12 protein-coding genes are annotated in these 13,473 nt (G+C 70.9%); 9 read left to right on the top strand and 3 right to left on the bottom strand.

Going from position 1 to position 13,473, the window contains the following annotated elements; all coding sequences use genetic code 11:
* The first annotated feature begins 235 nt into the window (after positions 1-235).
* From BM144_RS18685 to BM144_RS18670, 4 genes are all read left to right on the top strand, one after another.
* Complete coding sequence (locus BM144_RS18685) at positions 236-901, top strand: carbonic anhydrase (RefSeq protein WP_092955854.1); 666 nt, start codon at positions 236-238, stop codon at positions 899-901.
* A 17-nt stretch (positions 902-918) separates the two neighbouring features.
* Entirely contained in the window at positions 919-2,616 is a 1,698-nt protein-coding gene (locus BM144_RS18680) for a SulP family inorganic anion transporter (protein WP_092955851.1), read from the top strand.
* A 156-nt stretch (positions 2,617-2,772) separates the two neighbouring features.
* Positions 2,773-3,897 (top strand): sterol desaturase family protein, encoded by a 1,125-nt coding sequence (locus tag BM144_RS18675; protein ID WP_092955848.1) that lies wholly within the window; start codon positions 2,773-2,775, stop codon positions 3,895-3,897.
* Positions 3,897-5,228, top strand: a complete 1,332-nt coding sequence (locus BM144_RS18670; RefSeq protein ID WP_092955845.1) for a BaiN/RdsA family NAD(P)/FAD-dependent oxidoreductase — start codon at positions 3,897-3,899, stop codon at positions 5,226-5,228. The genes BM144_RS18675 and BM144_RS18670 overlap by 1 nt, the downstream gene beginning before the upstream one ends.
* A gap of 21 nt (positions 5,229-5,249) precedes the next feature.
* On the opposite strand, the gene BM144_RS18665 is transcribed toward BM144_RS18670, so the two are convergent.
* Positions 5,250-5,999: an ArsR/SmtB family transcription factor gene (locus tag BM144_RS18665; RefSeq protein ID WP_092956104.1), complete on the bottom strand. Its 750-nt coding sequence runs from the start codon at positions 5,997-5,999 to the stop codon at positions 5,250-5,252.
* A gap of 123 nt (positions 6,000-6,122) precedes the next feature.
* Here BM144_RS18665 and BM144_RS18660 point away from each other — a divergent pair, with 123 nt between their 5' ends.
* Both BM144_RS18660 and BM144_RS18655 read left to right on the top strand, forming a co-directional pair.
* The gene (locus BM144_RS18660) at positions 6,123-6,488 is read left to right on the top strand and encodes an NIPSNAP family protein (RefSeq protein WP_092955842.1); all 366 of its coding nucleotides are present in this window, start codon (positions 6,123-6,125) and stop codon (positions 6,486-6,488) included.
* Complete coding sequence (locus BM144_RS18655) at positions 6,485-6,823, top strand: antibiotic biosynthesis monooxygenase family protein (RefSeq protein ID WP_092955839.1); 339 nt, start codon at positions 6,485-6,487, stop codon at positions 6,821-6,823. The genes BM144_RS18660 and BM144_RS18655 overlap by 4 nt, the downstream gene beginning before the upstream one ends.
* Positions 6,824-6,880: 57 nt before the next feature.
* On the opposite strand, the gene BM144_RS18650 is transcribed toward BM144_RS18655, so the two are convergent.
* A complete protein-coding gene (locus tag BM144_RS18650; RefSeq protein ID WP_092955837.1) occupies positions 6,881-10,138 on the bottom strand; it encodes an EAL domain-containing protein in 3,258 nt (1,085 codons plus the stop codon).
* Positions 10,139-10,443: 305 nt separating this feature from the next.
* Between BM144_RS18650 and rpsU the strand changes: the two genes are divergently transcribed.
* Both rpsU and BM144_RS18640 read left to right on the top strand, forming a co-directional pair.
* The gene (gene rpsU, locus BM144_RS18645; protein ID WP_069103317.1) at positions 10,444-10,656 is read left to right on the top strand and encodes a 30S ribosomal protein S21; all 213 of its coding nucleotides are present in this window, start codon (positions 10,444-10,446) and stop codon (positions 10,654-10,656) included.
* Positions 10,657-10,856: 200 nt separating this feature from the next.
* Entirely contained in the window at positions 10,857-11,327 is a 471-nt protein-coding gene (locus BM144_RS18640; RefSeq protein ID WP_092955834.1) for a GatB/YqeY domain-containing protein, read from the top strand.
* A gap of 18 nt (positions 11,328-11,345) precedes the next feature.
* On the opposite strand, the gene BM144_RS18635 is transcribed toward BM144_RS18640, so the two are convergent.
* Complete coding sequence (locus BM144_RS18635; RefSeq protein WP_175526072.1) at positions 11,346-12,272, bottom strand: LysR substrate-binding domain-containing protein; 927 nt, start codon at positions 12,270-12,272, stop codon at positions 11,346-11,348.
* A gap of 128 nt (positions 12,273-12,400) precedes the next feature.
* Between BM144_RS18635 and BM144_RS18630 the strand changes: the two genes are divergently transcribed.
* On the top strand, positions 12,401-13,473 hold a 1,073-nt coding region (locus tag BM144_RS18630; RefSeq protein ID WP_092955828.1), incomplete at its 3' end, for a tartrate dehydrogenase.

The raw sequence follows: 13,473 nt of genomic DNA, 5'->3' as shown, positions 1-13,473 counted from the left end.
GCCCCTGCAACCGCCGCCGCGTAACGGCGATCGGTAAACCCTGCAGCGGGCAGGTTTTACCGACAGCTTCCCCAGGAATACCGACGACAGGTTTGTAACCCCCTGCAAACCGTGCTGCATGCATGACGGGCATGTAACACGGTTCAAATTCCGCACACAGGAATCTTCGAGGCCGGTAGCCTAGAAATGTTGCATCGCAGCATTTTTCAGACACACACAGAGAAGGAGGACCCCCATGGACCTGAGTACCCGGCTTCTGCTCCAGAACCGCGCCTGGGCCGACGAGATGACGTCGCGCAACCCGGCATTCTTCGAGAACCTCGTCGGAGGCCAGCAGCCCCGCGCCTTCTGGATCGGCTGCGCCGACAGCCGCGTGCCGGCCGAGCGCATCACCAACGCCCTGCCGGGCGAGCTGTTCGTGCACCGCAGCGTCGCCAACCTGGTGCGGCCCGACGACAGCAACATCATGAGCGCCCTGCAGTACGCCATCGACGTGCTGCGCGTGCCGGCCGTGATCGTCTGCGGCCATGAGGCCTGCGGCGGCGTGCGGGCGGCGCTGCTGCAGTCCCGCGAGCGGGTGGGCGATCCGGAGGACGGCGACTACCTGGGGCAGCACATCCGTCCGCTGCGCGCGCTCTACCGCCGCCGCGTGCAGGAGATCGAGGCCGGCGACCGCCTGCCCGACGACGACCAGGACCTCAACGCGCGCGTGGACCGCTTCGTGGCGCTCAACGTGGCCGAGCAGGTGAACACCCTGGCCGCCACGGCCACCGTGCGCCAGGCCTGGGACCGCGGCCAGCCGTTGGCGTTGCTGGGCTGGGTGTATGCGCTGCGCGACGGGCGCCTGCGGCAGGTGCTGTCGCTGGACGCCGGCAGCCGCGAATGGGCCCAAGCGGCCTGAACGGAAGGAGACCAGCCATGAAGACCGCTCCTCAGCATCCTCCGCACGGCGCGCCCGCGCCTGCGGGCCCGGGCCCTGCCGCCCCCGCACAGCGCCCCGCGCGCGGCGGGCTCTTCAGCCACCTGCGGCAGGACCTGCCGGCCAGCCTGGTGGTGTTCCTCGTCGCGCTGCCGCTGTGCCTGGGCATCGCCCTCGCGAGCGGCGCGCCGCTCCTGGCCGGCCTCGTGTCGGGCATCGTGGGCGGCCTGGTGGTGGGCGCGCTCTCGGGATCGCACCTGAGCGTGAGCGGCCCGGCCGCCGGCCTCGTGGTGATCGTGGTCACCTCCATCGCCACGCTGGGCGGCTACGAGGCCTTCCTGGCGGCGGTGGTGATGGCCGGCGCGCTGCAGTGGCTGTTCGGCCGCCTGGGCGCGGGCAACATCGGTGCGTGCTTTCCCACGCCGGTCATCAAGGGCATGCTGGCGGCCATCGGCCTGCTGCTGATCATCAAGCAGCTGCCCGTGGCTTTCGGCTTCCAGTCCACCGAGCACGCGCTGCGCCTGCTGCCCTCGGCGGCGGACGGGTTCGACGCCGTGCGCCACCTCTCGGGCGCGGTCACCGTGAGCGCGGCCGTGACGGCGGCCGGCGCGCTCGCGATCCTCTTCGCGTGGGACACGGCCTTCGTCAAGCGCCTGCCGGTCATCGGCCGGCTGCCCGGGCCGCTGGTCGCCGTGCTCTGGGGCGTGGCCTACCACGCCGCCGCGCTGGCCACCGAACCCTCGGCCGCGCTCGCCGACGAGCAGCGCGTGGCCCTGCCGCAGGTGGACAGCCTGGCCGGCCTGTGGTCGCAGTTCGCCACGCCCGACTGGTCGGCGCTCTCCAACCCCGAGGTCTACACCGTCGCGGTGACGCTCGCCTTCGTCGCCAGCCTGGAGACGCTGCTGAGCCTGGAGGCGACCGACCGGCTCGACCCGCTCAAGCGCGTGGCCCCGCCCAACCGAGAACTGCGCGCGCAGGGCGTGGGCAACATGGTGGCCGGCCTGCTGGGCGGGCTGCCGATCACGGCGGTGATCGTGCGCAGCTCGGCCAACGTGCAGGCGGGGGCGCGCACCCGCCTCTCGGCCATCCTGCACGGCCTGCTGCTGCTCGCCAGCGTGCTGTTCCTCGCGCAGTTCCTGGAATGGATCCCGCTCGCCGCGCTGGCCGCCGTGCTGCTGCACACGGGCTACAAGCTCGCCAAGCCGTCGCTGGTGGCAGACACCTGGCGGCAGGGCTGGGGCGTGTTCATCCCGTTCGCGGTGACGGTGGCGGCGATCCTGGCCACCGACCTGCTCATCGGCATCCTGATCGGGCTGGCCAGCAGCATGCTGTTCGTGATCGAGTCGAACACGCGCGGCGCGCTCTCGATGGTGTCGGAGGGTTCCGTGCACCTGCTGCGGCTCAACAAGGACGTCTCCTTCTTCAGCCGCGCCACGCTGCGCGGCTACCTGGCCCGCGTGCAGGAAGGCGATGCGCTGGTGATCGACGGCAGCGACTGCCGCTTCCTGGACCGCGACATCCGCGAGACGCTGGAGGACTTCATCGCGCATGCCGGCGAACGCGGCGTGCAGGTGGAGCGCCGCTCGATGCCGGGGGCCACGCCCGACTCGGGGCTCTCCGGCGCGGTGGGCGTGTCGGGCCTCGTGGCCCTGCTGCGCCCCCGCGCGCGGGCAGCGGCAGCGGCAGCGGCGCGCTGAGGGCAGCGGGAGGGCCGGCCCGCCTCCCCACCGCGGGGGGGCTGGCCCGGCGGGCAGGCTTCGATACACTCGCGCCTCGCTCCACAGACACCGCGCCCTCCGCCGGTGCGCCGCCTCCCCCGGGCGCGCACCGGCCGCCCCGGCGCGACGCTCCCCATGCTCGACAAACTCAATGACTTCACGGCCAGCCACGGCGAACTGCGCCCGGGCCGCGGCCACATCTCCGGCGTCATCGCGCTCTCGCTCGGCATCCTGTGCCTGCTGGGCGTGCTGGCCTTCCACTTCCCCCAGTACCTCACCACGCCGCAGCTGCGCAAGGCCTACAACGTGGACGTGATCCGCATGGTCATGTTCGGGGCGCTGCTGGTGGCCGGCGGGCTCTCGCTGGTCAACATCCTCTTCAACCGCTCGCGCTGGCTTTCTTCCGCGGCGTTCCTGCTGGTGACCTCGGCCGCGCTGCTGGGCGGGCACAAGGTGCCGGTCAACGACTTCGCGGACAACACGCCCTACATCGGCCTGGACTGGTTCATCCTCGACCTGCTGGGCAGCGCGCTGATCTTCATCTTCATCGAGAAGCTCTTCGCGCTGCGCCGCGACCAGCCCATCTTCCGCGCCGAGTGGCAGTGCGACTTCCACCACTTCATCGTGAACCACATGGTGGTGGGCTTCGTGCTGCTGGCCACCAACCTGATGGTGCACAAGTTCTTCGGCTGGGCCGCGAGCGACGGCGTGCGCGGCTGGGTGCAGGGCCTGAACTTCTGGGTGGCGCTCTTCCTCATCATCCTGGTGGCCGACCTCGTGCAGTACTGGACGCACCGCGCCTACCACGAGGTGCCGGTGCTCTGGCGCCTGCACGCCGTGCACCACAGCGTGAAGAGCATGGACTGGATGGCCGGCTCGCGCCAGCACATCCTGGAGCTGCTCATCACCCGCACGCTGGTGCTGGCGCCCATCTACGTGCTGGGTTTCTCGAAGGAAGTGATCGATGCCTATATCGTCATCGTCGGCTTCCAGGCGGTGTTCAACCATGCGAACGTGAGCGTGCGCCTGGGGCCGCTGCGCTACGTGCTGGTCACGCCCAACTTCCACCACTGGCACCACAGCCAGGACCAGGAAGCGCTCGACAGGAACTATGCCGCGCACTTCGCCTTCCTCGACCACCTGTTCGGCACCGCCGTGAAGAGCGACCGCCTCTGGCCCGAGAAATACGGCGTGCTGGGCGACTACGTGCCGGGCGGCTTCATCAAGCAGCTGAAGTTCCCGTTCACCTGGAAGGGCTGATGGACAGCGCCCCGTTCTACGACGCGGTCGTCATCGGCGCCGGCGCGGCCGGCCTCTTCTGCGCCGCGCAGGCGGGCCAGCGCGGGCTGCGCGTGCTGCTCATCGACCATGCCGGGAAGGTGGCCGAGAAGATCCGCATCTCGGGCGGCGGTCGCTGCAACTTCACCAACCGCGAGCTCGACCCCGCCGCACCGCACCGCCACTTCGTGGGCCAGAACCCGCAGTTCAGCCGCTCCGCGCTCTCGCGCTACACGCCTGCCGACTTCATCGCCCTCGTGCAGAAGCACGGCATCGCCTTCCATGAAAAGCACAAGGGCCAGCTCTTCGCCGACCGCTCGGCCGAGGACCTCATCGCCATGCTGCTCGCCGAGTGCGAGGCCGGGCGCGTGGAGCGCTGGCAGCCCTGCAAAGTGCAGTCCGTGGCGTTTCCTGCTCCATGTCGCCGTGAAATGGACTTCGATTGCTATCAAATCAATAGCGATCGCGGGGCCGTGCACTGCCGCAGCCTCGTGATCGCCACGGGCGGGCTCTCGATCCCCAAGATCGGCGCCACCGACTTCGGCTACCGCGTGGCCCAGCAGTTCGGCATTCCGCTCGTGGAGCGCCGGCCGGGCCTCGTGCCGCTCACCTTCGACGGCGACGGCTGGGCGCCGTATGCTGGGCTCGCGGGCCTCGCCCTGCCCGTGGAAATCTCCACCGGCGTCCCCGACCACCCCCACGCTCCGCCGCTACGCGGGTCGCGGCCCCCCGAGGGGGCCGTTTCTGCATCGGGGCGGCCCAGCGGCAGAAAGAAAGCGCGCATGGCCTTCCACGAGGACCTGCTCTTCACGCACCGCGGCCTCTCGGGCCCGGCGGTGCTGCAGATCTCCAGCTATTGGGCGCCGGGCACGCCGCTCGCGCTCGACCTGGCCCCCGGCACTGACCTGGCCGCGGCCTTCACCCTGGCCAAGGCCCGCTCGAAGAAGCGCGTGGCCAACGAACTCGCCACGCTCGTGCCCACGCGGCTGGCGGACGCCTGGGTGGAGCGGCAGCCCGAACTGCAGCGGCCCATCAACGAAGCGCCCGACAAGGCGCTGGCCCGCCTGGCCGAGCAGCTCTCGCGCTGGGAACTGGTGCCCACCGGCACCGAAGGCTACAAAAAGGCCGAGGTCACCCTGGGCGGCATCGACACCCGCGCCCTCTCGCAGCAGACCATGGAAGCCAAGGCCCGGCCCGGCCTCTACTTCATCGGCGAGGTGGTGGACATCACGGGCTGGCTGGGCGGCTACAACTTCCAGTGGGCCTGGGCCAGCGCGCATGCCTGCGCGCAGGCGCTGCCGGCGGGCGGCTGAGCCGGCAGCCTGCCCCCACCGTCACCCTCCACTGACGCCGGCCACCCGCGCCCAGCGCTCCACGCCCAGCCAGTCCCGCAGCGCCCGCGCGCCCGCGGGCGTCACCGCCAGGGCGCGCGTGCCGCTGCCGCGCAGCAGCCAGCCGCGCTCCAGGCAATGCGCGCACAGCAGCGCTCCGAGGCGCCCGCCGACATGGGGCCGGCGTTCGCTCCAATCGAGGCACGGCCGGCAGAGCGCGCGGCGGCCGGGCGGCGCGGCCAGTGCGGCGCCGGCATCGATGCCCAGGGGCGAGAGCACGGCGTCCGCGCGGGCGGGCTCGATGCGGCCGGCACCTTCTGCGCCCAGGCCCTCGAACACGATGGCGCCCTCGGCCAGCAGGTGATCGGCCATCTCCACGGCGAGCCGGCCCGCCAGGTGGTCGTAGCAGGTGCGCGCCCAGCGCAGCGCCGCATCGCGCGGCCCGGTGGCGACGGAACGGGCCGGCGTGGCCCGGGGCTGCGCCACGGCGAACTGCATCAGGCCTTCGATCAGGCGCGCCACGTCGGGGGACGCGAGCCGGTGGTAGCGGTGGCGGCCCTGGCGCTCCATGGCGAGCAGGCCGGCTTCCAGCAGCAGGCCCAGGTGCCGGCTGGCCGTGGCCGGCGCGATGCGCGCGGCATCGGCCAGTTCGCGCGCGGTGAGCGCGCGGCCATCCATGAGCGCCAGCAGCATGCCGGTGCGCGCGGGCTCGCCGATCAGCGCGGCGACGTGGGCGACCTGGTTGGTGTGCATGGCGGCGAGTGTGCACGAGCCCGGCACGCCGATGCTTCGCTCCCGGGCGAAGCATCGCGCCCCGCAGGCGCGGCCCAATGCAGCCATCGCATCCACTTCCATTCCCCACCCGCCGAGGACACCATGGCCGCCACCGTCACCTGCTTCATCCGCTACGAGATCGACCCCTTCCAGGCCGAAGCCTTCCGCACCTATGCCGAGAACTGGGGCCGCATCATCCCGCGCTGCGGCGGCCACCTCGTGGGCTACTTCCTGCCGCACGAGGGCAGCAACCACGAGGCGTGGGGCCTGATCGCCTTCGACAGCCTCGCGGCCTACGAGGCCTACCGCGCGCGGCTGCGGGCCGACGCGGAAGGCCGCGCCAATTTCGACTGGGCGCAGCGCCAGCGCTTCATCCTGCGCGAGGAGCGAAGCTTCACGCTCGCCGTGCCCGGCACCTTCGGGCAGCCTGCGCTGCCGCTGGCCGCGCAGGGAAAGGCCGCGCCATGATCGCCGTGATCTTCGAGGCGCGGCCCTCAGCGGCCGGCCGCGCCGAATACCTGGAGCGCGCGGCGGCGCTGCACGCCGAGCTGCAGCACATCGACGGCTTCCTGGGCATAGAGCGCTTCGAGAGCCTCACGTCGCCCGGCAAGCTGCTGTCGCTCTCGTTCTGGCGCGACGAGGACGCCGTGGCGCAGTGGCGCCGCCACCCAGGCCACCGCAGCGCCCAGGACGCCGGCCGCGGCGGCGTGTTCGCGGACTACCGGCTGCGCGTGGCCCGGGTGCTGCGCGACTACGGCCTGCACGACCGGGCCGAAGCGCCGACCCGCCCCCCGGCGGCCTGACGCACCCGCGGCGGACGGCCCGCCACGCCACGCCACGCCACGCCGCGCCACGCCACGTCATTCCAGCGCCGGAGCGGCGTCCTCCCGGGGGGCGTGCCCCGCCCGCGCCACCGCCCAGCGCTGCAGCGCCTGCGGCGGCAATGCACGGCTGAAGTGGTAGCCCTGGACCTCGTCGCAGCCCAGGGTGTCCAGCACCTGCAGCGTGGCCGCGTCTTCCACGCCTTCGGCCACCACCTGCAGGCCCAGCGTGTGGCCCAGCGCGATGATGGCGCGCGTGATCGCCATGTCGGCCGGGCTCGTGCGCATGTCGCGGATGAACGATTTGTCCACCTTGAGCTTGTCGATCGCGAAGCGCTTGAGGTAGGCCAGGCTCGAATAACCGGTGCCGAAATCGTCGATGGAGAGCTGCACGCCCAGCTCTTTCAGGGCCGCGAGCTGCCGCTGCGCGGCGCCGGCGTTGTCCATGAGCTGCGATTCGGTGATCTCCAGCTCCAGGCTGCCGGCCGGCATGCCGTGCCGCGCGAGCAGCGCGCGGATGTCGGGCACGAGCGCCGGATCGGCGAGCTGCGCGGCCGAGAGGTTGACCGACACCGGCAGCCCCGGCAGCCCTTGCAGCGGCGGGGCCGCCTGCCAGAGCGCCCACTGCGCGCAGGCCTGCTCCAGCACCCAGGCGCCGATCGGCCGGATCAGCCCCGCCTCTTCGGCGATGGGAATGAACTCGCCCGGCAGCACTTCGCCCAGCGTGGGATGCCGCCAGCGCAGCAGCGCCTCCACGCCCGTGGTCCGGCCGCTGCGCGCGGCCACGCGCGGCTGGTAGTGCAAGGTGAACTCCTGGCGCTCCAGCGCGCGCCGCAGCGACTGCTCCAGCGCCTGGCGCGCCTGCACGCGCCGATCTGTCTCCAGCGAATAGATGCGCGCCATGTCGCGCCCGGCGGTCTTGGCCTCGTACATGGCGGCATCGGCGCGGCGCATCAGCTCGTCCAGGTCGGCGCCGTCCTCGGGGTGCACGGCGATGCCGACGCTGCACGACACGTTCAGCTCGTGGCCTTCCACGGGGTGGCTCTGGCGGATGAGCGGGATCAGCCGCTGCTCCACCGTGCGCAGCACCTCCTGCGCGCCGTCCACGTGGCGCATCACGATCACGAACTCGTCGCCGCCCAGGCGGCTCACGGTGTCCTGCGGGCGCACGGACTGCACCAGCCGGCCCGCCACCGAGCGCAGCAGGCCGTCGCCGATGTGGTGGCCCAGCGTGTCGTTGATGGCCTTGAAGCGGTCCAGGTCGATGAAGAGCACGGCCACGCGCTCGCCGGTCTGCGCCGCCTGCGCGAGCGCGGCCTGCAGGCGCTGCACGCACAGCGAGCGGTTCGGCAGCTCGGTGAGCACGTCGTGGTGCGCGAGGAAGCGGATGCGTTCCTCGTTGCGCTTGCGGTCGGTGATGTCGATGGCGATGCCGATGTGGTTGGTCACCGCGCCGGCCTTGCCGCCCTCGCGCACGGCCGACACCATGAGCCAGGCCGGGTAGGTCTCGCCCGAGCGCCGGCGAAAGCGCACCTCGCCCTGCCACGATTCCTTCTCGGCCAGCGTGCGGGCGATGGCGGCACCCGGCGTGGGCTCGTCGGGCGCATCGAGCAGCAGGCCCAACTGCTCGCCGATCACCTCGTAGAAGTCGTAGTGCGTGCTGCGGCAGAACGCCTGGTTCACGCTCAGGATGCGCTGCGCGGCATTCATGATGATGATGCCCTCGGACGACGCCTCGAACACCTTGGCCCACAGCTCCAGCCGCTGCTCCATCACCTTGAGCACGTTGATGGGCGCGAAGGCCGTGAGCATCGCGTCGCGCCCCTGGAAGCGCAGGCGCCGCGCCGAGAGCACGGCCCACGACGGCTCGGCCCCGCCCTTCCAGCGCACCTCGAATTCGTCCACCACGCCGTGGTCGGCCAGCCGCTGGAAGAAGCGCGCACGCACGCCGGGCTCCAGCCCCGCGCGCCACGGGTCGTGGGTGACGCCGCCCAGCCAGGGGCTCGCGGGCGCGTTGGAGTGCAGCACCTCGTGCTCGGGCACCGAGGTCACCACCATCGGGATCGGCAGTGCCTCGACCAGCTCGCGCTGGGCCTCGGCCGCGCGTGCGCTCGCCGCCAGTTCCTGCTGCAGCACGCGCTCGCGGTCGAGCTGCGCCAGCATGCCGTTGAAGGCCGTCACCAGCCGGCCGATCTCGTCGCCGCTGGTCCAGTGCGCGCGCAGCGTGTGGTCGCCGCTGCGGCGCACGTCGTCGGCCACGCGCGCGAGCTGCTGCAGCGGCTTGGCGATCTGCCGCGCCACCAGCGTGACCAGGCTCAGGATGCAGCCCAGCAGCAGCACGGCCGTGCCCAGGTGCAGCCACATGCGGGAAAAGAGATCGTGCACGCGCGCCTGCAGCAGGCCGTCCATCGCCTCGGTGCCGACCACCCAGGCGCCGCCCAGCGCCGCCAGCAGCGCCTGTTGCCGCCCGCGCAGCTCGGACGCGGCGGTGTCCGGCGCCGCCTCGCCCTGGGCCACCTGCTGCAGCAGCGATTGCAGCGCCTGGCCCGAGGCCAGCAGCGCGCCGCGCGTGCCGTCCAGGCGCTCGCGCAGGGCCGGCTGCCCCGCGATGAAGGCCTGCGTGAAATCCGATTCGATGCCCACGAGCACGGCATCCAGCCGCCCCACCAGCGTCATCAGCTCGGTCGCCCGGTGCGATCCGGGCACCGCCTGCGGCCGGGGCACCGGCCGGGCGTCCAGGAAACCCATCGTGTCGTGCACCACCTGCAGCAGCTCCGGGTAGCGCAGCATGGTGAGCGACATCACGTAGTAGCTGTCGAGGTCGGGGTCGAGGATCAGGTTGGACTGGTTCGCCACGGTGGTGAGCAGCTCCCGGCCCTCGCGCAGCAGCGCACCGCGCTCGGCCGGACTCTGGGGCGGCACCGCGCGGGCGCTGGCAGGTGCCTCGCGCCCGCCCTCCAGGAACGACGCGAAACGCCCCGCCATCTCGTCCGTGCGCAGCGCGGCATCGTGCGCGGACCGCGCTGCGGCCAGCCGGTCGAGCAGCCGGGCGCGCGCCACCGGGTCGTCGGCCATGAAGGAGCCCATCAGCCCGTCGCGCACCACGGCCGCGTAGGCGGTGCCCACGATCTCCTTGCGCGCGAAGTCGATGGCCAGGAACTTCTCGTGGATCAGGATCCCCGAGACGTAGATCACGGCCGTGAGGTCCAGCAGATAGATGAGCATGAGCTTGCGGCCCACGCTGAGCCGTCCCAGCCAGCGGCCGAGCCGGCCCGAGATGCGGTGCATGAATGCCATGGTGTGCTGCGGCGGACGGGCGCCCGCTGCCCTTGCTGCGTGAGGAAAAAGCCGGATGGAACCCGAACGGATTCGCCCCGGATTCATAGCAATTTCCAAGCCATGGACCGCGGCGCACAGGCGCGGCAGGCACCTCCGTGCACCCACGGGATCGACATCCTGCGATAAGACGCTACAATCTCGGGCTTTGCTGGCAAACCCCCGTCGGCCAATACTAGTTACAGACGGGGAAAACCGCTGCGAATGGCTGCAGGGCCCGATCTCCCTCGCAACCCGCTGGCAGCACATATTGGAAACATCACTGAATGACCACCATCCGTGTAAAAGAGAACGAACCCTTTGACGTGGCACTGCGCCGTTTCAAGCGCACCATCGAAAAGCTGGGCCTGCTGACCGACCTGCGCGCCCGTGAGTTCTACGAAAAGCCGACCTCCGAACGCAAGCGCAAGAAGGCAGCAGCCGTCAAGCGCCACTACAAGCGCGTTCGCAGCATGCAGCTGCCCAAGAAGCTGTACTGATCGGCCTGGCCGACAAGGCCGGCGTCACTGCATAAAAAACCCGCGCTAGGGACGCCGAGCGCGGGTTTTTGCTTTTTTGTTTTTTGCTTTCGGCGGCGATCTGGCGCGGCTGCCCGGCGGTGCCGGATGGCTGCCGCCAGCCCCGAGCCCTGCCCCCGACCCCCCTTTTTTGTTGTCGTTCCTCCCGGAGAGAAAAAACCATGAGCCTCAAGGACCAGATCACCGCAGACATGAAAGCCGCCATGCGCGCCAAGGACGCCGAGCGCGTGGGCACCATCCGTCTGCTGCAGGCCGCGATCAAACAGAAGGAAGTGGACGACCGCCCGACGAAGAAGGCGGACGAGTCGCTCGATATCGACGACGCGGGCATCGTGACCATCCTCGACAAGCTCATCAAGCAGCGCAAGGATTCGATCACCGCCTTCGAAGGCGCGGGCCGCCAGGATCTGGCCGACAAGGAAAAGTCGGAGATCACCGTGCTGCAGGCCTACCTGCCGCAGCGCCTGTCCGCTGAAGAAGTGGCCGTGGCGGTCAAGGCCATCGTGGCCGAGCTGGGCGCTTCGGGCCCCGGCGACATGGGCAAGGTGATGGCCGCCGCGAAGAGCCAGCTGGCGGGCAAGGCCGAAATGGGCCAGGTGTCCGCCGCGGTGAAGGCGGCACTCGCCGGCTGATCCAGGCCGGCGCCGGGCTCATCCCGGCGCCGCTCCGCCCGGGCGCGCGCCGCCCTGGCGGAAATGCTCTTCCAGGAATTCCACGCACACCCGTACCTTGGCGGAACGGTCCAGCCGCGTGGGGTACACGGCCCAGATGTTGGCCTCCTGCTGCCATTCGGGCAGCAGCCGCACCAGCCGGCCGGCCTCCAGCTCCGGCGCCACGTCCCAGAGAGAGCGCAGCACGATGCCGCGCCCATCCGCCGCCCACTGCACCGCCATCTCCCCGTTGTTGGCCGAGAGCGGGCCGCGCACCTTCACCGTCTCGTCCACCGCGCCGCTGCGCAGCCGCCAGACGCCGAACGGGTGGTCGCGCTCCTTGATCACCAAGCAATCGTGGCCCGCCAGATCGGCCACCGTGCGCGGCGTGCCCTTGCGCGCCAGGTAGGCGGGCGCGGCGCACAGCACGCGGTGGTTGTCCGCCAGCCTCCGCGCGATCAGGTGCGGGGCGATGTCGTCGCCCACGCGCACATCAAGGTCGAATCCCTCGCCGGCCACGTCCACGAGCCGGTCGAACACCTCGAGCCGCACCTGCAGACCCGGGTGCCGCTCCACCAGCCGCGACAGCGCCGGCGCCACGATCTGCCGCCCGAAGCCGAAGCTGCAGCTCACGCGCAGCAGGCCGCGCGGCTCCCGGCGCGTGACAGCCACTTCCTGCAGGAGCTGGTCCCAGTCGTCCAGGATGCGCTGCGCCCAATGGAAGACGCGCTCGCCCTCCTCCGTCACCACCACGCGGCGGGTCGTGCGGTGCAGCAGCTTCACGGCCAGGTCCTGCTCCAGCAGGCGGATGCGCTTGCTCACGTAGGCGGGCGAGGCGCCCAGCTCGACGGCGGCCTCCGCGAAGCTGGCCTTGCGCACCACGGCCACGAAAACACGCAGATCGTCGGAGGCAGGCGTTTTATGCACGATGTGTGAACAATGGAACCACGGGCGGCGGATTGTATTGCGGTGCGTGTTGCCGAAGAATCCCCCCATCCGCGAGCGCCGATGCGCGCTCGTTCCGTTCAGACCCTTCCATTCCGCAGGAGACGCCCATGCCCAACGCCACCACCACCAACACCTTCAAGATCGCCGTGCTGCCGGGAGACGGCATCGGCAAGGAAGTCATGCCCGAGGGCCTGCGGGCCATCCAGGCGGCGGCCGAGCGCTTCGGCTTCGCGCTGGAGCTGCACACCTTCGAGTGGGCGAGCTGCGACTACTACCAGGCCCACGGCCAGATGATGCCGGCCGGCTGGAAGGAGCAGCTCAAGGGCATGGACGCGCTCTTCTTCGGCGCCGTCGGCTGGCCGGCCACCGTGCCCGACCACGTCTCGCTGTGGGGCTCGCTGCTGAAGTTCCGCCGCGAGTTCGACCAGTACATCAACCTGCGCCCCGTGCGCCTCTTCGAGGGCGTGCCGTGCCCGCTGGCGGGCAGGAAGCCCGGCGACATCGACTACTACGTGGTGCGCGAGAACACCGAGGGCGAGTACACCTCGCTGGGCGGCATCATGTACGAGGGCACGGACCGCGAGATCGTGATCCAGGAATCGGTCTACTCGCGCAAGGGCGCCGAGCGGCTGCTGAAGTTCGCGTTCGACCTGGCGCAGAGCCGCCCGAAGAAGCACGTGACGCTGGCCACCAAGAGCAACGGCATCGCGATCAGCATGCCCTGGTGGGACCAGCGCGCCGAAGACGTGGCGAAGGGCTACCCGGAGATCACGCTGGACAAGCAGCACATCGACATCCTGACGGCGCGCTTCGTGCTGCAGCCCGGGCGCTTCGACGTGGTGGCGGCGACGAACCTGTTCGGAGACATCCTCTCGGACCTGGGCCCGGCGACGACGGGCACCATCGGGCTGGCGCCTTCGGCGAACCTGAACCCGGAGCGCACGTTCCCGAGCCTGTTCGAGCCGGTGCACGGCTCGGCGCCGGACATCTACGGCAAGAACATCGCCAACCCGATCGCGATGGTGTGGTCGGGGGCGCTGATGCTGGACTTCCTCACGCAGGGCCAGGGGGCCGGGCGGCAGGCGCACGACGCGATCGTGGCGGCCATCGAGGAGGTGATCCGGAGCGGCCCGCGCACGCCGGACCTGGGCGGCACGGCGAACACCACGCAGGTGGGCGA

This window comes from Paracidovorax konjaci, from assembly GCF_900112675.1.
Lineage (GTDB): Bacteria > Pseudomonadota > Gammaproteobacteria > Burkholderiales > Burkholderiaceae_C > Paracidovorax > Paracidovorax konjaci.
This window is presented reverse-complemented; position numbering and strand designations above follow the sequence as displayed.